We start from the raw sequence: 19,845 nt of genomic DNA, 5'->3' as shown, positions 1-19,845 counted from the left end.
AGGCCTCTGCATAAGTAGAAATTTTTTAGGAATTTATAGGAATGGTGAAAATGAGAACCGGAGTTTATCGTGATAAATGAGGATCGCCATTTCAGAGTGTTAGCCAAAGATAGATATAAAATTGCCCTGCTCACTTAGGAAATTATTGTTATCCTCAAAATGTACCCAGAGCTTAATCGTAAGATCGACAACTTCTTCAGATTTTGAAACTACCTTTGTTTTTCTGGTCATTCTTGCAATTCTGTGCCTTGTGTTTGAGTTATTGGACTCAATTGAGAGTGTATGTTGTTTGCCAACAACATGTTGATGGCGAGGTATAACCTCTGAATAAACAGACCAATCGTCTGTGTAATAACTGCAATTATCTCTACTTATGATTTTCCACAATTTTCTAAAGGTTGTAACGTTACGCTTACCAACCACCCAGGCAACAACTCTCTTGAGCTCCCTACTATAGGCTTTCCATATCCATAATTTGTTTTTTTTGAATCTACAAAATGCCACATCTCATCTATTTCAACTTCTCTCAATTCTTCCGGCACTGTTGGTCTTGGTATCTTTTTAGCATACAGTATTATCCACTTATATACGCTAGTATGAGCTACTTTAAATAATTTCCCTAGCCATCTAAAGCTACTTTTCCCCATGCTGTACAATAACACTGCCAGAGCCTTCATCTCTGGCGAACAGCCTCTTAATTTAGTGTTTGTAAAATTACATCCACACTCTTTGCATTTATACCTTTGCATACCCCTAATATTACCATTCTTAACGTATTTACTGCTACTGCATTTTTTACACTCTGTATTCATATTTCTATTTTCTTTGTTGCTCGCTATATTCATTTTAGCATCTTATCTATCTTATGGCAACACTCCCATAAAGTAAAGTGGAAGAAAAAGTATAAGAATGAAATTAAGGAGCATTGAAAATTCTCAAGATAGTTTAAAGAAGCGAAAAGGGCAAAAAAGTGCGGAGGAGAATTTGTCTACGAATGTTAAACTCCTAGATATTGGTGACGTCAGTATAGGTATTAATACTGTTAACCAGAGACCAGGTATAGAACTTTATGTAATTGAGGAAGAGGGATCTGGTGACGTTTCTAACGAGCATGAGTTGGTAAATAATCAAAATGGGGGAGTGTTGCCATAAGATAGATAAGATGCTAAAATGAATATAGCGAGCAACAAAGAAAATAGAGATATGAATACAGAGTGTAAAAAATGCAGTAGCAGTAAATACGTTAAGAATGGTAATATTAGGGGTATGCAAAGGTATAAATGCAAAGAGTGTGGATGTAATTTTACAAGCACTAAATTAAGAGGCTGTTCGCCAGAGATGAAGGCTCTGGCAGTGTTATTGTACAGCATGGAAAAAAGTAGCTTTAGATGGCTAGGGAAATTATTTAAAGTAGCTCATACTAGCGTATATAAGTGGATAATACTGTATGCTAAAAAGATACCAAGACCAACAGTGCCGGAAGAATTGAGAGAAGTTGAAATAGATGAGATGTGGCATTTTGTAGATTCAAAAAAAACAAATTATGGATATGGAAAGCCTATAGTAGGGAGCTCAAGAGAGTTGTTGCCTGGGTGGTTGGTAAGCGTAACGTTACAACCTTTAGAAAATTGTGGAAAATCATAAGTAGAGATAATTGCACTTATTACACAGACGATTGGTCTGTTTATTCAGAGGTTATACCTCGCCATCAACATGTTGTTGGCAAACAACATACACTCTCAATTGAGTCCAATAACTCAAACACAAGGCACAGAATTGCAAGAATGACCAGAAAAACAAAGGTAGTTTCAAAATCTGAAGAAGTTGTCGATCTTACGATTAAGCTCTGGGTACATTTTGAGGATAACAATAATTTCCTAAGTGAGCAGGGCAATTTTATATCTATCTTTGGCTAACACTCTGTTTTTATTAACCATTAGACGATCACGATCAGAAACTTTATGATTTAACTTATCAAATCTTTCTTTAGATGTTAATTTAGACATAAAACACTCCTTTTTCACTTGCTCTTTCTGAGGCTAAAAAATTTTTTTATATTATGCAATCAATTTTTCAATTTGCTGTAGCTTACTTATTTTGCTAAGATGCAGCTAGCTATAGTGGACATTTTTTTGAAGCGGTGTACCAATTTACTTGAATGATTGGTTAAATGAATACACTGCTTAAAGGCTTCGCATTCATATGGCCTTCCAGCTTGAATTTTTTTCCATTCTCTAGTTATAACAAATTATTAAAGGAGTTTCTGGATATGAATAAAGTTATATCTATCTTTTGGTTTAGACAGGACTTGCGTTTATCGGATAACGCAGGTTTAACAGAGGCTGCTAATATGGGGAAAGTTTTGCCCATCTACATCAATGATAATACCTGTCCGAAAGAATTTGAAATTGGCAGTGCCAGTAGGACTTGGCTGCACCACTCTCTTCAAAATTTGCAAAAATCCCTAAAAAATAACCTAAATTTATATCAGGGTAAGCCAGAAGAAGTTATAAGAGAGCTGATCCTAAGACATGGCGTGACACATGTTTTCTGGAGTGATTGTTATGATAAGTGGGGTATCGAGCAGCAAACTTTGGTTATAACCATGCTTAAAAAGCTGGGCGTTTTATACAAGAGTTATAATAGTTCGTATCTGTGGTCCCCAACAGCTATTTTAAAAGATGATGGCAGTTATTATAAGGTATTTGGCGCATATAAAAGAAAGGCTATCACCATTGCTCCGAGAAATCCAATCTCTAAGCCCATAACTCTCGATCTTATTAAAGATAAAAATAATGACACAACTATCGAGACCTTTAAGTTTATTTCACAACACAGTTGGCAGACAAAAATAATGAATGGTTGGCGTGTAGGGGAGGAAGCTGCTGCACATAAGTTATCTGGATTTATAACAAACAAGCTGTGTGGCTATAAAAAAGGACGAGATTATCCAGGTCAAAACCATACTTCTGGACTTTCTCCACATCTTCGTTTTGGAGAGATATCGCCGCATCAAATTTTTGATGCAATTTATTCGATTGGTGTTTTTAATGCGGGGGAAGACGATTCTGAGCATTTTTTCAGTGAAATGATATGGCGAGAATTTTCATGTTATTTGATGTATCATTTTCCAGCGCTTCATAAAGAAAACTTTCAAAGCAAGTTTCATCGATTCCCTTGGAAGCAAAATGATGTTTACTTACATGCGTGGCAAACTGGGAATACAGGATATCCAATCATTGATGCTGGGATGCGTGAACTATGGCAAACTGGATATATGCATAATCGAGTGCGTATGATTGTTGCTTCATTTTTGGTGAAAAATTTGATGATACATTGGCATTTTGGTAGAGACTGGTTTTGGGACTGTCTTATTGATGCGGACATTGCGAATAATAGTGCCAGTTGGCAATGGGTTGCTGGTTGTGGTGTTGATGCTGCTCCTTATTTTAGGGTATTTAACCCTATAACGCAGGGGGAAAAATTTGATAGCACAGGAGAATATACGAGAAGATTTGTGCCAGAATTAAAATCATTACCAGACAGATATTTGTTTAAACCATGGCAGGCCCCAGAAAAAATATTACACAGCGCAGGTGTTGTATTGGGTGTAAATTATCCAAATCCAATCATTGATCTAAAGATATCCAGAGAAGCAGCGTTATTAGCTTACACCCGTAATATTGCTGGTTCGCGCGCAGTAACAAGTCAATACGAAGAGTTAGACGAAAACTGATTGTAATAAAATTTATTAATGCTAAAATTGCGACTATCAAATTATACCTAAAAGCATTTATATAAAATGATGTCAATATCTAAATTAAAAACGCTTAGCAAGGTATTGCTTAAAGGGTTTATATCATTTGGAAAATTATCCTCTGTTGATGCAATTATTAAGAATGTTGCAGGGTATAGCTCACATTCTAACCATTTTGATGTGGTTGTGCATAGCATATTAGATAACTTCAATATAATAAAAAACGAAAAAAATGAAGCAAAAGAACGTACGTTACATAAAAAGGGATTATAAGCCGAACTACAAAAACAACAGGCCATCTTCATCACTACCTTCTCCAGCAATGCTTGAGAGCTATGAAGAAATATCACCCGGGTTTACAGAAAGATTATTGGAACTCACAAAGCAAAAGCAAGAGCAGCAAAAAAATTGGGAAGATAATTATTTAAAGTCTATGAATATGACGATGAGGATTGGGCAAATATTAGCATTTTTGTTCAGCATAGTTGTATTAATAATATCAACTAGGTTCTTTTATGAACAACAATTTGGCAGTGGAGCCGTTTTGTTTATTACATGGTTTGTGTTTTTCTTCTTGATGAACAGGAAGTATAGAAACTAAAGAGATATACTCCGAGAACTTGAAAAATTGGCGTCGTCATACTTCGGACTTCGCATTTCGTCACGTACTTTTGTACGCTCCTCATGCTCATCACTCGTATTCCTCGCTCTTTTCCAAGTTCTCTGTCGTCTATAAATTTCATCAACTCTTGATTTACGAGAGGTATAAACCTCTTGCAAACTAGATAATGTCGTCATGAGATTTTAAGCCAAAGAGATAAGCATCTAATCTGAATTGCGGCAAGGAAAGAAGCTGAATTTTTAGCATATCTGGTTGCAATTCCCCTCCATCTTTTAAGATGAAGAAAGGTGTTTTCTACAATATGCCTTATTTTGTATAAATCTTTATCGTATTTTCTCTGGGTGATTCTGTTCTTTTTAGGAGGAATAACAACGCTCATGCCCAATTCTTGGGCATGGTCAATTATGTAATTAACATCGTACCCTCTGTCGGCTAGTAAGTACTCAGCTTTCATCTCTTCAATAAGATTAACAGCCTGCTTGCAATCAGCTTCTGAGCCTTTTGTGATAATAACTTTGAGTGGCATACCATGTGAATCCAAGGCAAGGTGAATCTTTGTATTGAGCCCCCTTTTGTACGACTCATATCTTGATTGCCGCCTTTTGCACCTGAAGCATGTGGATGCACTTTACTATGACTTGCGTCTATCATTAACCATTCCATATCAGGTTCTTTCACAAATATCTCCAATAAAGCCTCCCATATCCTTTTGTCTCTCCATCTGCAAAATCTTTTATGTGTATTTTTCCATCCTCCATATTCTGAAGGCAAATCTCTCCAGGGAGAACCTGTTCTTAATATCCAAAATACTGCGTTAATGAATCTTCTGTTATTATGTGCCAAACCTCCCCACGTACCTTCCCTTCCTGGTAAATGATCCTTTATCAAATCCCACATATTATCTGTTATATCATGCCTATGTAGCCCTAAATCCATTTTTACTCCTGATTTATCTTTTCTTTCATATTATATCACAAATCTCATGACGACACTATCTAAGATTACAAAAAATATACTAGTCTTGATTTCTCACATTGATTTAACTGCCTTAATGCCTAAAATATCAAGGCCGTATTCTATAATTACCAAGACAGCTTTTGTCAGTATTATCCTGGCCTGTGTTAACTTTATGTTCTCTTTAACAATAAATTTTATATCTTCCTCCTTAGTGCCTTTACTCCAAATTTGATGAAATGTGCAAGCAAGATCATAAAGATAATATGTGATTTTATGCGGGTCCAGACTGCTTGCGCAAGACTCCAAAATCTTAGGGAACAGGGCTAAAAGTTTGATAATGTTAAGATCATATTCGGTGTTTAGGAGAGATAGATCAACATCATCGACGTTGAGGCTTTCTGCATTCACGCCAATCTCCCTCGCTTTTCTTAAGATAGAATTAGCTCTGGTTGAAGCGTATTGAACATAAAAAACCGGATTTTCTTTTGTTTGCTGTTTTATTTTTTCCATGTCTATATCAAGCATGGTATCTGAGCTTTTTGTTAAAATTGCAAATCTCAAAGCATCTTTCCCTATTTCATCTAACACCTCTTTCATTGTGATAAAATTTCCAGAACGTTTAGACATTTTTACCTGAACCCCATTTCGCAAGAGTTTTACCAATTGGCAAACTTTAACATTTAACTGCGCTTTGCCATCACTTAACGCTGTAACTGCGCTGGTAAGCCTTTTTTTATACCCAATATGGTCAGCACCGAGTAATAAAATCATGTTGTTATAACCACGTTCAAATTTATCAAGATGATAGGCAATGTCGGATGCAAAATATGTATAACTTCCGTCTGACTTTACAACGGCTCTGTCATTATCATCACCAAACTCTTTTGATTTAAATATCAGCTGTTCTTTTTGTTCCCAATCATCAGCCATTTCCCCTTTTGGCTTTTCAAGCATGCCAGTATATAGCAAATTTTTCATTTTAAGGACTTCAATCGCATGCGCGACTTTTCCTTCCTCAATTAGTTTTTTTTCAGATGTGAATACGTCATGGTAAACCCCTAGCTCTTCTAGGTCCTGTTTTATGGTCTGCAACATTTCATCGGTTGCGAAAGTTTTTAATATCTCTTCTTTCTGCGTTGTTTCTAACATGTCTTGACTTTTTGCAAATTTTGCATGAAGCCTTTGTGCTACATCTATTAAATATTCTCCCGGATAACAATCATCACTCAGTATAACATCATTTCCCAATAACTGTTGATACCTTATATCCAATGATTTGGCCAATGTTAGTATTTGATTTCCTGCATCATTGATGTAAAATTCTCTTGTCACGTCATACCCACATTTTGACAATAGGTTAGCTATAACATCACCAAAAACAGCACCTTTTGCATGACCTATATGCAATGGACCTGTTGGATTAGCCGAAACAAATTCTATATTTACTCTCTCGTTTTGTCCTATGTCTAACATTGGAGCATTGGTATCAAATTCAAGCAGATCTTTTAAAAAAAGTGACCAAAACACTCCCTTTAATTTGATATTAAGAAAGCCAGCTCCGGCAACACTTATGTCTTCTATAAGGTGCTCGTCATGTTTTATGAGATGTGCCAACTCATTGGCTATGTCCATTGGGGGTACACCAAGTTTTTTTGCAATAACCATCGCAACGTTTGTGGACAAGTCACCATGTTCTTTATTCTTTGGATATTCCACCTTTACATCTTCATAACATAAAGTTTTGTAGCTCGGCAAAAGGATGTTGTAAATCCTATCCTTAAAATATTTAAATATATTCATATTTTAGTCATTGAGTTCTTCATGGGTATATTGGCACGTGATATTGCCAAAATTTTGAATACTATTTTTTTTTCATAAAGTATTCTCTGACTTGCTCCTTTTAAGTCTTCAAATTGGTTGTGTTTAATAGACCAAAAGATGCCAACAACGCCTAAAAATGCTATACCGGCAGCAATTGGAATTAAGAATAATAATACGCTCATAATAATTATGTGGTTTTGTGCAATCTATGCGGCTATGCTATAGGTGTTTTTCCATTTTTGCAAGCTGGCTAATGCTCTGTCGGATAGCAAGCCCTTTTTATCCTCTCCTTTTTTTACATGAATCTCTGGAAATAAGCCAAAATTAATGTTCATCGGCTGAAAATTAGAACTGTCAGCCTCATTCACAATATAATTCACTAAAGAACCCAAAGCCGTATCTCTGCTTATAAATGGTGTGGGTGCTTCTTTTAATTCATACGCTAAATAAATTCCTGATAATAAAGCAATAGCTGCGCTTTCAACATACCCTTCAACCCCAGTAATTTGACCAGCAAACTTTAATACAGGGTTGTTTTTTAGGCTTAGATTTGCATTCAACACTTTGGGGCTATTGATAAAAGTGTTTCTATGTATTCCTCCCAATCTTGCAAATTCAGCATTCTTAAGGCCTGGAATCATTTTTAATACCCTCTTTTGCTCGTCATACTTCATCTTAGTTTGAAAACCAACTATATTGTATAGGGACCCATCTTTATTATCTTGCCTCAGTTGAACGACGGCAAATGGCCTATTTCCCGTTTTTGGGTTTACCAACCCAACCGGTTTCATAGGCCCAAACCTTAAAGTGTCCTTGCCTCTTTCTGCCATTATTTCAATCGGTAAGCACCCATTAAAATACGGAGTATTCTTTTCCCACTGCTTAAACTCTATTTTCTCTGAGGCAACCAGATGATGTACAAAACTGTAGTATTGTTCTTCTGTGAGAGGACAATTTATATAGTCCTTACCACCACCTTTATCATATCTGGATTGAAACCAAGTTATGTCAAAATTAATGCTATTCTTATAAACAATTGGGGATATAGCATCGAAAAAAGATAGAAAATCAGTTGAATTACTACTTTTTAATATGTTATTGGCTAGTATATCAGAGGTTAAAGGTCCACTTGCGATAATCGTATTACCTTCTGGTATTATATCTACTCTTTTACGAACCAGGTTAATGTTTGGATGGTTTGTTATATGCTGCTCTACTGTTTTAGAAAAAACATTCCTGTCAACAGCCAAAGCAGAACCAGCTGGTACCTTAGAATCATCTGCAGCTTGCATTATCAAAGACTGAAGGCATCTCATTTCTTGATGCAGAATACCAACCGCTGATTTTATGTCATCAGAACGAAATGAGTTTGAGCAAACAAGCTCTGCCAAATCATCTGTTTTGTGTGCTGGAGTGTTTTCCACTCCCCTCATTTCAAAAAGCTCAACTTTCACCCCTCTTTGGGCAAGTTGCCAAGCCGCCTCGCATCCAGCAAGACCGGCACCAATAATGTTTACACTCTTCATGTTTTAAAAGGCTGCAATTCGTTGTTTAAGCATAAATAAACTGTATACAGACGTATAATCAAGAGAGAAATGACAAAACAGCAAAAACAAAGTCTAACAGTTATATGATTACTGAATTATGCTATTTTGTGTGTTGTGTATAATTTATTTTACCTTCTTTTCAGCTGGTTTAGCTGCTGCTGCGGTTTCTGTTTCTTTACCCTCTTCTTTTTCCTCTTCTACTCTTCCAGTAATTGTTAAAACCGTAAAATTACCATGCTCAACAGGCGAAACACCATCTGCTAGTTTGATATCGTTGATATGAATGTTTTGACCTATTTCAAAACCTGATACGTCAATTTCTAGATATCTTGGTATATTTCTAGGAATGCAGTTCAAAGCAATATTTCGTTTTACGATGTTTAACACGCCACCCTTTTTGATACCAGGAGATTTATCTTGATTGATAACTTTTACTCTTACAGAAACTTTTATTGGGATGTTTTCGTTTACTAACTGAAAATCAACATGGATTGGATTGTCGGTAACAGGATCAGTTTGCACTTCCCTAGGTATGACCTTTAAAACTTCTTTGCCAATTTGCAAACTAAAAAGTTTCGAAAGCATACTCCCCTTCATGTACTCCCTCAAAAAGTCTTTATAGACAACACTAATCATCCTGTTGCTATCAAATCCATATATAATAGCTGGAATTTTACCTTGCCTTCTTAAAGCTCTAGAACTTCCTCTTCCTGCTAGCGCCTTCTCTTCACATGCCAATATTAATTCAGTCATAATTTGTATACCTGTAATAACAATAAAAGATTATTTACGAGGAATTCTATAGTATAGCCACATTATTCGCAACAAAAAATTTTATACATATAACATTTGCGTTAAAGGGTTGAAGCACATTTTTGACTTGTGAACTTTTGCCTGGAACCTGCATTGATTTTCATTAACAGATTCTGAACTTCCAAGATTAAAAATTTCAGAGTGTTAGCCAAAGATAGATATAAAATTGCCCTGCTCACTTAGGAAATTATTGTTATCCTCAAAATGTACCCAGAGCTTAATCGTAAGATCGACAACTTCTTCAGATTTTGAAACTACCTTTGTTTTTCTGGTCATTCTTGCAATTCTGGGTTCTGTGCCTTGTGTTTGAGTTATTGGACTCAATTGAGAGTGTATGTTGTTTGCCAACAACATGTTGATGGCGAGGTATAACCTCTGAATAAACAGACCAATCGTCTGTGTAATAACTGCAATTATCTCTACTTATGATTTTCCACAATTTTCTAAAGGTTGTAACGTTACGCTTACCAACCACCCAGGCAACAACTCTCTTGAGCTCCCTACTATAGGCTTTCCATATCCATAATTTGTTTTTTTTGAATCTACAAAATGCCACATCTCATCTATTTCAACTTCTCTCAATTCTTCCGGCACTGTTGGTCTTGGTATCTTTTTAGCATACAGTATTATCCACTTATATACGCTAGTATGAGCTACTTTAAATAATTTCCCTAGCCATCTAAAGCTACTTTTTTCCATGCTGTACAATAACACTGCCAGAGCCTTCATCTCTGGCGAACAGCCTCTTAATTTAGTGCTTGTAAAATTACATCCACACTCTTTGCATTTATACCTTTGCATACCCCTAATATTACCATTCTTAACGTATTTACTGCTACTGCATTTTTTACACTCTGTATTCATATTTCTATTTTCTTTGTTGCTCGCTATATTCATTTTAGCATCTCATCTATCTTATGGCAACACTCCCAAAAATTTATATAAATTTGTTTTGTGGACAACGCTATCAAACACCTCTAATTGACTTTTATTATTTGCGTGGAAGAAAACGCTATTGTACTGGGATAGTAAAATAACAGGAATATGTTTGAAGTTATCTTACTGTCTTATTTCATTCATGAATTCCAAGCCATTCATTTGCGGCATTTGATAATCGGTTATGATCAAATCTATAATCTTTGCGCCATATATGTTTAGTTTATTTATTGCTTCCGCCCCGTTTGTTGCAACTACCAGGTTGTATTCATGTTTTTTTAAAATTGAGCAAACCAGATTTCTAACGTAGGAATTATCTTCCACAATTAGTATGGTAATCTCTTTATTTGCCTTTTTTCTTTGTAAATCTGAACGTTCTATATACATTTCTCTAAATTATATTATATTCCCAACTGGTTTATATCTTAGTTATATTTTATTGAGATTTGCAAGTGTTTTTTTAATATAATCTCAAGGAACATTAGAACTTCTTGCATAACCTCACTTAGAACAATAACTCTGAATGTTACTAGCTGATTGCAATATTTAGTAATATTTTTTCATTTAAAATACAGATTGTTTTAGGGTATTTGTCTATTGAAGCATATGTATTAATTGAATAAATGGAATATCAACAAACAATACGCAAAACAGGTGTTTTATCTGGGATAGGTCTGCATTCTGGGGCGGATGTTCAGTTAAAAATCAGCCCACTAGAAGTAGATTCAGGGATCGTGTTCAAACGCAGCGATATTTCTTCGAACAACATAGTGCCAGCCAAATTTTATAATGTAACTGATACCAAGATGTGTACGGAAATTTCCAATGAACACGGTGTTAAAATCAGTACTATAGAGCACTTGATGGCTGCTCTTTGGGGGATGAAAATTGATAATGCTTTAGTTGAGCTAACTGGGCCGGAAGTGCCAGCGATGGATGGAAGCTCTAAAGACTTTGTAGAACTTATAAAAAATTCTGGGCTCCAGAAGCAATTCAAGGAAAAAAGAAAGCTTAAAATTTTAAAGACGATTAAGGTTGTACAGGATGATAAGGAGATGATTGTTAGGCCCTCAGATAAATTTTCTGTAAATTTTGCTATAGATTTTCAACATCAAGCGATAGGTAAGCAGAGCTGCGAATTTACAGGTTTGCAAGAATTTGAAAGAGAAATTGGCTATGCAAGAACTTTTGGGTTCTTTGAGGAAGTTGAATACTTGAAAAAGATAGGGTTAGCAAAAGGTGCATCTCTTACCAATAGTATAGGACTGGATGCAAACGGGGTGATGAATCCTGGGGGGCTAAGGTGCAAAGATGAGTTTGTCAGGCATAAGATATTGGATTGCGTTGGAGATCTTTTTTTATCTGGTTACGAGATAATAGGAGAATTTGAAGCAAAAAAAGCAGGACATAATCTTAACAACCAGATTCTAAGAAAAATATTCCAAACTGAAGCAGATTATAGAATAATCTGATACGATTGATTGTATACTCCGCCAATTTTTGGAGTTAGCGGAGTATAGGAGTGCAGGCTAATAGCTGTGACATAGACTTTAGGCTGGCATGGAACATGCTTAAAATATTGGTTTATGACTCTCAGCTGTCGCGATGTATATCTCTTCGTTTTTCTTGCAGTTATTTGTTGCGTTATATTTTTTTTCTATGGTGGTTAAATTTTTATCCAAAAAATGATGAACCTCAACTAGGTACTGTTTTTTGTTTTTTCTTTTGCAAATTATATTAACCATTTTCTCTCCTCCAAATGCCTGCGCAATATTGTTGAAAGTTACATACTCCCCAATATTGTACTTTATAAAATCGGGAGTGGCATGCGAATTTTGCAGTGTTAATATAGTTTCAAAATACTCTTTCTGGTTTAATCCTGTGCATGTTCCATGCTTTTTCCACTCATGATTCATTAGTGATGTTGGCATCATGTTTTGGATTTTTGCCAATACCTCTGGGCCGATTGTTTCAGCGTCCATAGTGCAGGTATAATCATCCCTACACCCTGGGCTTTTTACGCATGAAGTATTGTAGCTTGTGGTATGATTTTTGCTTTCCAAGTTTGGCCATAAACCATGTGGTGCAAGATCAGTCTTCATATAGTTGGATAAATCATCACACCCACCTTTAGGCCGACCCTTGCAAAAAGTTGGATACCAAGCTTGAGCAAAAACATAATAGTCAAATTTGCCAGACTCAGCATTCTTAGTAATATTGCTTTGTGCTATAGAAAAATTATGCAAAACCAATATCAAAGCTCCACTTAACAATAAGAATAATATATACAGGAATTTGTTGTTTTTTGGCTCACGTGATTTTATTGTTGCTATACTCATCGAAATTGGGAGTGTTCATAAATAGATAGAAAGAGCTAAAGCTTTGTTAAAAAATAAAACAAGGGATAATCTTAGCATTTCAGAACACTTGCTAAAGCGTTTAGTCTTGCGATTTAATCTAGCAAGCATATCCCTTAAGGAGGAATTGAAGCTCTCAACCAAACAAGTTTCAGACTTTGTCTGCAGATGTATTTGAGCAATTTTATAATGACAATAGACCTCATACCCATCTGTACACATATAACGAATTTGGTATTTTTCTCCTAGCTCACGAGCTAAATCTACGTAATTTTCTTTATCACCTGAACCTACTTTAAACGCAACAGTTTTGAATCTGTCCCTATCGACAGCAGTCCATATTCTTGTTTTATTCTCTTTTTTTTGACGTATGTATATAGCTCATCCATCTCTAATATCTCTATACGCTTCTTATCTCCCTCTATCTTTTGATTCGTCACCATCTCATCTACTACTTTCCCTGCTTGTTTGATCCAATAAAATACTGTACTTAACGGGATATTTAATATGTGAGCTATCCTCCTAATTCCGCAGTTATTTAGATACATCTTTATCACCATGCTCCTCTCTTTATTACCATATTTCCAATTCTTCCTACCATCTCCTTCTGTAAAGTTTTTATTACAACTCTTACATTTGTATCTCTGCTTTTTCCTTGCATATCCATTTTTTGATACCCCTTTCCCTTTGCAATATTTACATTCTATTTTCTCCATTTTTCCCTTTCTTTTTTTTCCTTCCCTCTCCTTATATCACATTCTTTTCTTCTTTCCTATCCCTTTTAAAACACTCCCTCGAAATTGCCTCCTTGTGTTTATTGATATTATCAAAGTATATGCTATATTAACCACTTCGGTAAGCTCAAACGATTAAAAATACTTCAATTAGATGAAACTATTAGTAATAGCACTATATTTCTTTATTATCGTTGTAATTGGTGTTATAGCCTCAAAAAGTGTGAAAAATACCAAAGATTTTGTTCTTGGTGGCAGGAAATTCAATGCTGTCACAACTGCACTTGGAGCTGGCGCTGCTGATATGAGTGCATGGCTTATGATGGGTCTTCCAGGTGCTGTATATCTATATGGAGCCAGTGAAATGTGGCTGCCAATAGGCTTATCAGTGGGAGCGTATTTGAATTGGCAATTTGTTGCCAGAAGGCTTAGGGTATATACCCAAAAGTACGGTAATTCACTTACAATCCCTAGTTATCTTGCAAACAGGTTTTCTGATGCATCAGGTGCAATTAAGGTAACTGCAGTCGTCACTATGTTTATGTTTTTTATGCTCTACATAGCTTCTGCACTAATTGCCTTAGCAGTACTTATTAATACCTTCACAAACTTTGAGTATACATACTGTCTGTGGTTTGGTGCAGCTTTCATCTTTGTGTACACTTCAATAGGTGGGTTTGTTGCAGTTACTTGGAGTGACGTTATGCAGGGTTCATTAATGCTATTTGCTCTTATAGTTGTTCCAATTGCCATAGTAACCAGTCAAGGTAGTATATCGACTGCTTATAACAATTTTCAAGCACTAGATATAAATACTAGCAACCCTTTTTTAAACATGAGCGTTATTGGTATAATCTCGCTTTTAAGTTGGGGGATTGGCTATTTTGGACAGCCACATATATTAGTTAGGTTTATGGCGATTAAGCAATCCCGCGTAATGAATGTATCTCAAAAAATATGTATGGGATGGATGATATTATCGTTAATAGGGGCTTTTTGTGTAGGTTTATTTGGTAAAGTACTCTTCAATGCAGATGAAGGAATTAACCCAGAATCAATATTTTTACTGGCAGCAGACAGGCTTTTTCCAGAATGGCTTGCAGGTGTTGTGTTAGCTGCAGTACTTTCTGCTATTATGAGCACAATCTCCTCTCAGCTTCATGCAATCTCGTGCTCTTTGGCAGAGCTGGATTTTAAATATAAAGCGTCGCATAAAATCTGGCATACTAGATCGTTTATGTTTTTGGTCGTCACCATATCCACCTTGTTTGCTCATAAGCCTAACAATACTATATTGGGTTTGGTTTCTGTTGCGTGGGCTGGATTGGGGAGTGCATTTGGTCCAGTAATCTTGCTGTCGCTTTATTTCAATAAGGTTACAAAACAAGGAGCGATGTACGGAATGATTACTGGTGGAGTGACGGTTATAATCTGGCACTCTTTAAAAGAATTTGGAGGTATATTTGAACTATACGAGATTATCCCTGGATTTATACTTTCAAGCATTGTAATTTTTATACAATGCAGTATATTCTCTAAAACGTCTGTTTCTAGGAAAACAAATGAGAATGTCAAATAAATATAAAATAGCATTGACGTCATTAATGGGTAATGTCATTGAGTATTTTGGTTTCACTCTTTTTGCTGTTTTTTCAAAAGAGATAGGTCAGTCTTTTTTCCCAAAATTAGATGATTTTGTCCAAACTCTTTCAGTGTTTATTATTTTTGGAACGGGATTTCTTTCAAGGCCATTGGGAGCATTATTTTTTGGCCATTTTGGGGATAAAATAGGTAGGAAAAAAAGTCTGAGCTACACAATACTTGGGATGTCCGTTATCACATTTTTAATTGCGGTTATTCCTGGATATCAAATGTTAGCTGCTTTAGCTCCTGTTTTGCTCGTGGTGTTAAGACTGTGCCAAGGATTTTTTGTAGGTGGTGAAGGACCTGGTGCAGCATTATATATTTTGGAACACAGTAAGGTTGAAAACAGAGGAATGATTGGGGGTGTAGTTATCGCATCCATCATCACAGGTTCTTTCTTGGCAACTTTGGTTGGGATATTAATTAATCAATTAGGTGTTGTTGGCTCCTTTAGTTGGCGAATCCCTTTTTTTATAGCGTCATGTTTTGGTCTTATAGAATTGTATTTAAGGTTCTCCTTACCAGAGACTGATGATTTTATCATCGTACAAAAAAAGAATAAAATACAAAAAATTCCGATTAAAACGGTTTTAAAAAGCTATTGGAGAGAAATGATGTTGATCGCATCCCTTGGGGGAGTGACTACTGCTATTTCATATATTATTATGGCGTATTTCACCCCTTACTTTGAAAAACAATTAAATATACCACATATCGCAGCACTGCAGTATTCTTTATACTCCATCTTTTTATTCATCAGTTTTCTTGTATTGATGGGCAAAGTATCAGTTAGGTTTGGTGCAAGAAATTTTACGATTGCTTTTGCATATGCAATTATATTCCTGCTAATACCAGCGTTTTTGGCAATCAATAGTGACAATAAAATGTTATTTTTGATCGGAATATCTTTGATTCCACTTTTGAGTGCTGGGCTTTGTGCACCAGCTTATCCATATGCCATAAAAAAGTTTTCTACAGAAGTAAGGTATAGTGGTGTTGGTGTGAGCTATACCCTTGGAATAGCAATTTTTGGAGGGTTTGCTCCTGCGATATGCTCTTATTTAATGCGGACCACAGAACTGAGCTATTCCCCAGCTTTTTATATAATTTTGCTTGCATTGGTATATTTGGCTTTTGAACATATCTTAGGCGAATCTAAACCAAATGAAATTTAACCATGTTTAAAGATTTTGTCATAGATTATTATCTCTACATCAAGGCTTTTCACATAATATCCATAATATCTTGGATGGCAGGGTTGCTATACCTTCCAAGAATTTTTGTATATCATACTCGTGTTAAGGCACATTCTGATGCAGATGAATTATTCAAAACGATGGAAAGAAAGTTGTTAAGAATAATAATGCTTCCCAGTTTGATAACAAGCTCAACCTCTGGGATGCTTTTAATATATGCGATTGGATTTGAGGGAAATGTTTGGATGCATGTTAAGCTTCTATTAGTGGTGTTTTTATTATACTCTCATCATTTAATGGCAAAATATGCTACTGCCTTTGCTCAGAACAAAAATATGAAAAGCGAAAGATATTTCAGAATTTTTAACGAAGTCCCAACAGTTTTAATGATCCTAATTGTGACTCTTGTTGTAGTAAAATTTTTATAGACAGAGTTTAATTTCTTACCATTGTTTTTGTGCACAATATAAAGTAGGGAGTGTTGCCATAAGATAGATAAGATGCTAAAATGAATATAGCGAGCAACAAAGAAAATAGAGATATGAATACAGAGTGTAAAAAATGCAGTAGCAGTAAATACGTTAAGAATGGTAATATTAGGGGTATGCAAAGGTATAAATGCAAAGAGTGTGGATGTAATTTTACAAGCACTAAATTAAGAGGCTGTTCGCCAGAGATGAAGGCTCTGGCAGTGTTATTGTACAGCATGGGAAAAAGTAGCTTTAGATGGCTAGGGAAATTATTTAAAGTAGCTCATACTAGCGTATATAAGTGGATAATACTGTATGCTAAAAAGATACCAAGACCAACAGTGCCGGAAGAATTGAGAGAAGTTGAAATAGATGAGATGTGGCATTTTGTAGATTCAAAAAAAAACAAATTATGGATATGGAAAGCCTATAGTAGGGAGCTCAAGAGAGTTGTTGCCTGGGTGGTTGGTAAGCGTAACGTTACAACCTTTAGAAAATTGTGGAAAATCATAAGTAGAGATAATTGCACTTATTACACAGACGATTGGTCTGTTTATTCAGAGGTTATACCTCGCCATCAACATGTTGTTGGCAAACAACATACACTCTCAATTGAGTCCAATAACTCAAACACAAGGCACAGAATTGCAAGAATGACCAGAAAAACAAAGGTAGTTTCAAAATCTGAAGAAGTTGTCGATCTTACGATTAAGCTCTGGGTACATTTTGAGGATAACAATAATTTCCTAAGTGAGCAGGGCAATTTTATATCTATCTTTGGCTAACACTCTGTGGAATATAAGTATGCAGATTTAGGAAAAATCAAGGCAAGTGGGAAATATGTTATGTACGATGGTTCTTCATTTAAGTCTAAAAATATAGACCAGTCAAAATTGCGTACCAATAACTTCCTTGTTGGGATGCGTTATTACTTTTAAACCCTCAAGTTATCTATATACTCCGATAACTTCAAAAATTGGTATCGTCATGTTTTGGGGTTTGCGTTTTATCACGCACTCTTGTACACTCTTCATGCTCATCACTCGTATTTCTTGCTTTTTTTGAGATTTCTAAAAGGAATGCCTCGTATTCTTCCTCGCTTAGATTTTGATTTTCGAACACAGAACTTAAAAAGCCTTGAAGAAGTAGCTGTTTTGCAATATCAATATCAATTCCGCGAGACATAAGATAATACAGAGCGTTTTCGTCAATATTACCAACTGTGGCTCCATGAGAGCAAACCACATCATCAGAACAGATATCAAGCTCTGGTCTAAAAAATACCCTTGCCTCATCGTTTAAAAGTAAATTTTTATTTAGTTGATGTGCTTCAACGTTGCTAAGTTGCTCTAATATTTCGACTTTAGTATAAAAAGCCCCAGAAGACTGATCATTAAAAATTTGGTTATAATGCTGAAAACTTTTTGTGTGGGAACTTTTATGCTTGACTTTGATTATAATATCGTAATTTTCTTTGTTGTTTCCAATTATAATCCCATGAAAGTTAGCCATTGCACCATCGCCTTGTAGACTACATTCAGTTTCCTGCCTATATGAACTATGCCCATGATGTGCGACATAATTATTATACCTAGCATTTTTATTGCAAATAACCTCGCTTGTATATATAAAATTTGAATTGTTTATCAAATCATGCTTTTTGAAGTGCTTACAACCAGCCTCCTTCCCCAATTCAATTTTGGTGACTTGGTTAACATTGTTTGTAAAATCTTCACCCCTAACAAATTCTTCGTATATAGTGATATCAACCCCATCACCAATTTTTACAAAAGTGTTTGAGGTATGATGAGTTTTATATAAGTGCCATATTTTCAAGGGTTTTTCAAGCGTTAGAGTTAAGTTTATCACAAATTCACATTCCATCTTAGAGTAATTCTGTAAAACTTGGTATTTGCTGTCAAACCCATCCTCAAACCTCAACTTCTTGAGTTCTTCTTCAACATTGCTTAGTTCAACTCCTTTTTTCGGCAAATTTGACCATTCTTCCTGGAGCTTGCCATCAACAAAAACTATTAGGTAAAAAGCATCATCAAAAGGTGGTATAGCTAAAGGCTGTACCATAGATTTTTCTTTTAAAACTATGTCTAATAATTTTAAATTAGAATATCGCCAATCTTCGTTTCTTTTTGTTGGCTTTTTAATGGTTGCCAAAACATCTATCGCAAGTTGTCTAAATTTATTCAGGTATCCTATCTGTTCCATGATCTGACTAGTTCACCAGTTTATCATACCCTTGAAGTTCAACCTGTTTAGCAAGGTCTTTATTTCCAGATCGAACGATTTTTCCGTCATAAAAAATGTGTACGTGATCTGGAACGATATAGTCCAAAAGCCGTTGGTAGTGCGTGATAATTATGATTGAATTATCCCTAATGCGATAATTGTTGATGTTTTGCGCAACCATCTTTAAAGCGTCAACGTCAAGCCCGGAGTCAATCTCATCCAGGATTGCAAGCTTTGGTTCTAATAACAACATTTGCAGTATCTCAAACTTTTTCTTTTCACCACCAGAAAACCCATGATTAACTGAACGTTTAAAAAAATTTTCATCTATCCCAAGTAGATTTGCCTTTTCTCTCAGCGTCTTTAGAAACTCCAGTGCATCTGCTTCTGGCATGCCATTGTGTTTTCTGATAGCATTAACAGAAGCTTTTAAAAAACTGATCCAATTAACACCTGGTATCTCAATTGGATATTGAAATGACATAAATATTCCAAGCCTTGCGCGTGCATCAATACTGACATCCCTAATGTCTTGCCCTTTATATTCAATCTTGCCATCTGTAATTTGATAACCTGCCTTGCCTGCAATAATATTTGCCACAGTGCTTTTACCAGTGCCATTTGGCCCCATTATCACATGAGTTTCTCCGGCTTTGACTTTTAAATCCAACGACTTGATAATCTCTTTGTCGCCAGCGTTTACTTTTAATTTTAAAATTTCTAATAGCATCATATTATAATTATTTT

The 19,845-nt window shown here is 35.5% G+C and carries 27 protein-coding genes; 11 read left to right on the top strand and 16 right to left on the bottom strand.

Translation table 11 applies throughout. The features are described 5' to 3' along the window. Positions 1-99: 99 nt before the first annotated feature. Positions 100-468 carry an IS1 family transposase gene (locus Bandiella_RS01810; RefSeq protein WP_323733367.1) on the bottom strand — a complete coding sequence of 123 codons (369 nt, stop codon included), beginning with the start codon at positions 466-468 and terminating at the stop codon, positions 100-102. Continuing rightward, positions 372-845, bottom strand: coding sequence for an IS1/IS1595 family N-terminal zinc-binding domain-containing protein (locus Bandiella_RS01805; protein WP_323732830.1), 474 nt, complete (start codon positions 843-845; stop codon positions 372-374). The genes Bandiella_RS01810 and Bandiella_RS01805 overlap by 97 nt, the downstream gene beginning before the upstream one ends. A gap of 64 nt (positions 846-909) precedes the next feature. Between Bandiella_RS01805 and Bandiella_RS01800 the strand changes: the two genes are divergently transcribed. The 6 genes from Bandiella_RS01800 to Bandiella_RS07450 all read left to right on the top strand — a co-directional run bounded on the left by Bandiella_RS01800 (position 910) and on the right by Bandiella_RS07450 (position 4,358). Continuing rightward, positions 910-1,152 carry a hypothetical protein gene (locus Bandiella_RS01800; RefSeq protein ID WP_323733150.1) on the top strand — a complete coding sequence of 81 codons (243 nt, stop codon included), beginning with the start codon at positions 910-912 and terminating at the stop codon, positions 1,150-1,152. An 18-nt stretch (positions 1,153-1,170) separates the two neighbouring features. After that, positions 1,171-1,644 carry an IS1/IS1595 family N-terminal zinc-binding domain-containing protein gene (locus Bandiella_RS01795; RefSeq protein WP_323733088.1) on the top strand — a complete coding sequence of 158 codons (474 nt, stop codon included), beginning with the start codon at positions 1,171-1,173 and terminating at the stop codon, positions 1,642-1,644. Continuing rightward, positions 1,548-1,916, top strand: a complete 369-nt coding sequence (locus Bandiella_RS01790; protein WP_323733371.1) for an IS1 family transposase — start codon at positions 1,548-1,550, stop codon at positions 1,914-1,916. Before Bandiella_RS01795 ends, Bandiella_RS01790 begins: the two co-directional genes overlap by 97 nt. A gap of 353 nt (positions 1,917-2,269) precedes the next feature. Beyond that, entirely contained in the window at positions 2,270-3,736 is a 1,467-nt protein-coding gene (locus tag Bandiella_RS01785) for a cryptochrome/photolyase family protein (RefSeq protein WP_323733149.1), read from the top strand. A gap of 66 nt (positions 3,737-3,802) precedes the next feature. Beyond that, positions 3,803-4,030, top strand: a complete 228-nt coding sequence (locus Bandiella_RS01780) for a hypothetical protein (RefSeq protein WP_323733148.1) — start codon at positions 3,803-3,805, stop codon at positions 4,028-4,030. After that, a complete protein-coding gene (locus Bandiella_RS07450; protein WP_407651257.1) occupies positions 3,990-4,358 on the top strand; it encodes a DUF2335 domain-containing protein in 369 nt (122 codons plus the stop codon). Before Bandiella_RS01780 ends, Bandiella_RS07450 begins: the two co-directional genes overlap by 41 nt. Before the next feature lie 193 nt (positions 4,359-4,551). Here the strand turns inward: Bandiella_RS07450 and Bandiella_RS01775 are convergent. The 9 genes from Bandiella_RS01775 to Bandiella_RS01735 all read right to left on the bottom strand — a co-directional run bounded on the left by Bandiella_RS01775 (position 4,552) and on the right by Bandiella_RS01735 (position 10,840). After that, a protein-coding gene (locus Bandiella_RS01775; RefSeq protein WP_323733147.1) for an IS5 family transposase occupies positions 4,552-5,315 on the bottom strand; the annotation gives its coding sequence in 2 pieces (ribosomal slippage) (positions 4,552-4,943 and positions 4,943-5,315; 765 coding nt in all). 93 nt (positions 5,316-5,408) lie between these two features. After that, the gene (gene argS / locus Bandiella_RS01770) at positions 5,409-7,136 is read right to left on the bottom strand and encodes an arginine--tRNA ligase (RefSeq protein WP_323733146.1); all 1,728 of its coding nucleotides are present in this window, start codon (positions 7,134-7,136) and stop codon (positions 5,409-5,411) included. Next, positions 7,133-7,339, bottom strand: a complete 207-nt coding sequence (ccoS, locus tag Bandiella_RS01765; protein ID WP_323733145.1) for a cbb3-type cytochrome oxidase assembly protein CcoS — start codon at positions 7,337-7,339, stop codon at positions 7,133-7,135. The genes argS and ccoS overlap by 4 nt, the downstream gene beginning before the upstream one ends. Positions 7,340-7,363: 24 nt before the next feature. Further along, positions 7,364-8,683 carry a methylenetetrahydrofolate--tRNA-(uracil(54)-C(5))-methyltransferase (FADH(2)-oxidizing) TrmFO gene (gene trmFO, locus Bandiella_RS01760; RefSeq protein ID WP_323733144.1) on the bottom strand — a complete coding sequence of 440 codons (1,320 nt, stop codon included), beginning with the start codon at positions 8,681-8,683 and terminating at the stop codon, positions 7,364-7,366. Positions 8,684-8,827: 144 nt separating this feature from the next. Then, positions 8,828-9,457 carry a 50S ribosomal protein L25/general stress protein Ctc gene (locus tag Bandiella_RS01755; RefSeq protein ID WP_323733143.1) on the bottom strand — a complete coding sequence of 210 codons (630 nt, stop codon included), beginning with the start codon at positions 9,455-9,457 and terminating at the stop codon, positions 8,828-8,830. Positions 9,458-9,661: 204 nt separating this feature from the next. Continuing rightward, positions 9,662-9,793 carry a hypothetical protein gene (locus Bandiella_RS01750; RefSeq protein ID WP_323733026.1) on the bottom strand — a complete coding sequence of 44 codons (132 nt, stop codon included), beginning with the start codon at positions 9,791-9,793 and terminating at the stop codon, positions 9,662-9,664. Then, positions 9,759-10,037 (bottom strand): IS1 family transposase, encoded by a 279-nt coding sequence (locus tag Bandiella_RS01745; RefSeq protein WP_323733375.1) that lies wholly within the window; start codon positions 10,035-10,037, stop codon positions 9,759-9,761. The genes Bandiella_RS01750 and Bandiella_RS01745 overlap by 35 nt, the downstream gene beginning before the upstream one ends. Further along, positions 9,941-10,414: an IS1/IS1595 family N-terminal zinc-binding domain-containing protein gene (locus Bandiella_RS01740; RefSeq protein WP_323733142.1), complete on the bottom strand. Its 474-nt coding sequence runs from the start codon at positions 10,412-10,414 to the stop codon at positions 9,941-9,943. The genes Bandiella_RS01745 and Bandiella_RS01740 overlap by 97 nt, the downstream gene beginning before the upstream one ends. Before the next feature lie 162 nt (positions 10,415-10,576). After that, on the bottom strand, positions 10,577-10,840 hold the full coding sequence (locus tag Bandiella_RS01735) for a response regulator (protein ID WP_323733141.1): 264 nt from the start codon (positions 10,838-10,840) through the stop codon (positions 10,577-10,579). A 236-nt stretch (positions 10,841-11,076) separates the two neighbouring features. On the opposite strand from Bandiella_RS01735, the gene lpxC reads away from it, so the two are divergent. Then, complete coding sequence (gene lpxC / locus Bandiella_RS01730; RefSeq protein WP_323733140.1) at positions 11,077-11,925, top strand: UDP-3-O-acyl-N-acetylglucosamine deacetylase; 849 nt, start codon at positions 11,077-11,079, stop codon at positions 11,923-11,925. Positions 11,926-12,024: 99 nt separating this feature from the next. On the opposite strand, the gene Bandiella_RS01725 is transcribed toward lpxC, so the two are convergent. The 3 genes from Bandiella_RS01725 to Bandiella_RS01720 are packed head-to-tail and all read right to left on the bottom strand — an operon-like array spanning position 12,025 to position 13,526. Then, positions 12,025-12,792: a ribonuclease T2 family protein gene (locus Bandiella_RS01725; RefSeq protein ID WP_323733139.1), complete on the bottom strand. Its 768-nt coding sequence runs from the start codon at positions 12,790-12,792 to the stop codon at positions 12,025-12,027. 15 nt (positions 12,793-12,807) lie between these two features. Next, on the bottom strand, positions 12,808-13,152 hold the full coding sequence (locus Bandiella_RS07445; RefSeq protein ID WP_407651266.1) for an IS1 family transposase: 345 nt from the start codon (positions 13,150-13,152) through the stop codon (positions 12,808-12,810). Then, a complete protein-coding gene (locus Bandiella_RS01720) occupies positions 13,101-13,526 on the bottom strand; it encodes an IS1/IS1595 family N-terminal zinc-binding domain-containing protein (RefSeq protein ID WP_323732464.1) in 426 nt (141 codons plus the stop codon). Before Bandiella_RS01720 ends, Bandiella_RS07445 begins: the two co-directional genes overlap by 52 nt. 241 nt (positions 13,527-13,767) lie before the next feature. On the opposite strand from Bandiella_RS01720, the gene Bandiella_RS01715 reads away from it, so the two are divergent. The 4 genes from Bandiella_RS01715 to Bandiella_RS01700 all read left to right on the top strand — a co-directional run bounded on the left by Bandiella_RS01715 (position 13,768) and on the right by Bandiella_RS01700 (position 17,639). After that, positions 13,768-15,123: a sodium/proline symporter gene (locus tag Bandiella_RS01715; protein ID WP_323733138.1), complete on the top strand. Its 1,356-nt coding sequence runs from the start codon at positions 13,768-13,770 to the stop codon at positions 15,121-15,123. After that, a complete protein-coding gene (locus tag Bandiella_RS01710) occupies positions 15,113-16,363 on the top strand; it encodes an MFS transporter (RefSeq protein WP_323733137.1) in 1,251 nt (416 codons plus the stop codon). Before Bandiella_RS01715 ends, Bandiella_RS01710 begins: the two co-directional genes overlap by 11 nt. A 2-nt stretch (positions 16,364-16,365) precedes the next feature. Further along, positions 16,366-16,812, top strand: coding sequence for a protoporphyrinogen oxidase HemJ (gene hemJ, locus Bandiella_RS01705; RefSeq protein ID WP_323733136.1), 447 nt, complete (start codon positions 16,366-16,368; stop codon positions 16,810-16,812). 80 nt (positions 16,813-16,892) lie between these two features. Continuing rightward, entirely contained in the window at positions 16,893-17,639 is a 747-nt protein-coding gene (locus Bandiella_RS01700; protein WP_323733135.1) for an IS1 family transposase, read from the top strand. Positions 17,640-17,823: 184 nt separating this feature from the next. On the opposite strand, the gene Bandiella_RS01695 is transcribed toward Bandiella_RS01700, so the two are convergent. Continuing rightward, complete coding sequence (locus Bandiella_RS01695) at positions 17,824-19,026, bottom strand: SufD family Fe-S cluster assembly protein (protein ID WP_323733134.1); 1,203 nt, start codon at positions 19,024-19,026, stop codon at positions 17,824-17,826. A 58-nt stretch (positions 19,027-19,084) separates the two neighbouring features. Beyond that, entirely contained in the window at positions 19,085-19,828 is a 744-nt protein-coding gene (sufC, locus tag Bandiella_RS01690; protein ID WP_323733133.1) for a Fe-S cluster assembly ATPase SufC, read from the bottom strand. Between the last annotated feature and the right edge of the window lie 17 nt (positions 19,829-19,845).

This window comes from Candidatus Bandiella woodruffii, assembly GCF_034359465.1.
GTDB lineage: Bacteria > Pseudomonadota > Alphaproteobacteria > Rickettsiales > Midichloriaceae > NDG2.
This window is presented reverse-complemented; position numbering and strand designations above follow the sequence as displayed.

Bases quoted from the DNA above. Each gene is read 5' to 3' on its own strand.
- Bandiella_RS01740 (WP_323733142.1), bottom strand. From the start codon at position 10,414: ATGAATATAGCGAGCAACAAAGAAAATAGAAATATGAATACAGAGTGT.
- Bandiella_RS07450 (WP_407651257.1), top strand. From the start codon at position 3,990: ATGAAGCAAAAGAACGTACGTTACATAAAAAGGGATTATAAGCCGAAC.
- trmFO (WP_323733144.1), bottom strand. From the start codon at position 8,683: ATGAAGAGTGTAAACATTATTGGTGCCGGTCTTGCTGGATGCGAGGCG.
- Bandiella_RS01755 (WP_323733143.1), bottom strand. From the start codon at position 9,457: ATGACTGAATTAATATTGGCATGTGAAGAGAAGGCGCTAGCAGGAAGA.
- Bandiella_RS01720 (WP_323732464.1), bottom strand. From the start codon at position 13,526: ATGGAGAAAATAGAATGTAAATATTGCAAAGGGAAAGGGGTATCAAAA.
- hemJ (WP_323733136.1), top strand. From the start codon at position 16,366: ATGTTTAAAGATTTTGTCATAGATTATTATCTCTACATCAAGGCTTTT.
- Bandiella_RS01785 (WP_323733149.1), top strand. From the start codon at position 2,270: ATGAATAAAGTTATATCTATCTTTTGGTTTAGACAGGACTTGCGTTTA.
- lpxC (WP_323733140.1), top strand. From the start codon at position 11,077: ATGGAATATCAACAAACAATACGCAAAACAGGTGTTTTATCTGGGATA.
- Bandiella_RS01725 (WP_323733139.1), bottom strand. From the start codon at position 12,792: ATGAGTATAGCAACAATAAAATCACGTGAGCCAAAAAACAACAAATTC.
- Bandiella_RS01805 (WP_323732830.1), bottom strand. From the start codon at position 845: ATGAATATAGCGAGCAACAAAGAAAATAGAAATATGAATACAGAGTGT.
- Bandiella_RS01735 (WP_323733141.1), bottom strand. From the start codon at position 10,840: ATGTATATAGAACGTTCAGATTTACAAAGAAAAAAGGCAAATAAAGAG.
- ccoS (WP_323733145.1), bottom strand. From the start codon at position 7,339: ATGAGCGTATTATTATTCTTAATTCCAATTGCTGCCGGTATAGCATTT.
- Bandiella_RS01795 (WP_323733088.1), top strand. From the start codon at position 1,171: ATGAATATAGCGAGCAACAAAGAAAATAGAGATATGAATACAGAGTGT.
- Bandiella_RS01800 (WP_323733150.1), top strand. From the start codon at position 910: ATGAAATTAAGGAGCATTGAAAATTCTCAAGATAGTTTAAAGAAGCGA.
- Bandiella_RS01780 (WP_323733148.1), top strand. From the start codon at position 3,803: ATGATGTCAATATCTAAATTAAAAACGCTTAGCAAGGTATTGCTTAAA.
- sufC (WP_323733133.1), bottom strand. From the start codon at position 19,828: ATGCTATTAGAAATTTTAAAATTAAAAGTAAACGCTGGCGACAAAGAG.
- Bandiella_RS01700 (WP_323733135.1), top strand. From the start codon at position 16,893: ATGAATATAGCGAGCAACAAAGAAAATAGAGATATGAATACAGAGTGT.
- Bandiella_RS01710 (WP_323733137.1), top strand. From the start codon at position 15,113: ATGTCAAATAAATATAAAATAGCATTGACGTCATTAATGGGTAATGTC.
- Bandiella_RS01750 (WP_323733026.1), bottom strand. From the start codon at position 9,793: ATGACCAGAAAAACAAAGGTAGTTTCAAAATCTGAAGAAGTTGTCGAT.
- argS (WP_323733146.1), bottom strand. From the start codon at position 7,136: ATGAATATATTTAAATATTTTAAGGATAGGATTTACAACATCCTTTTG.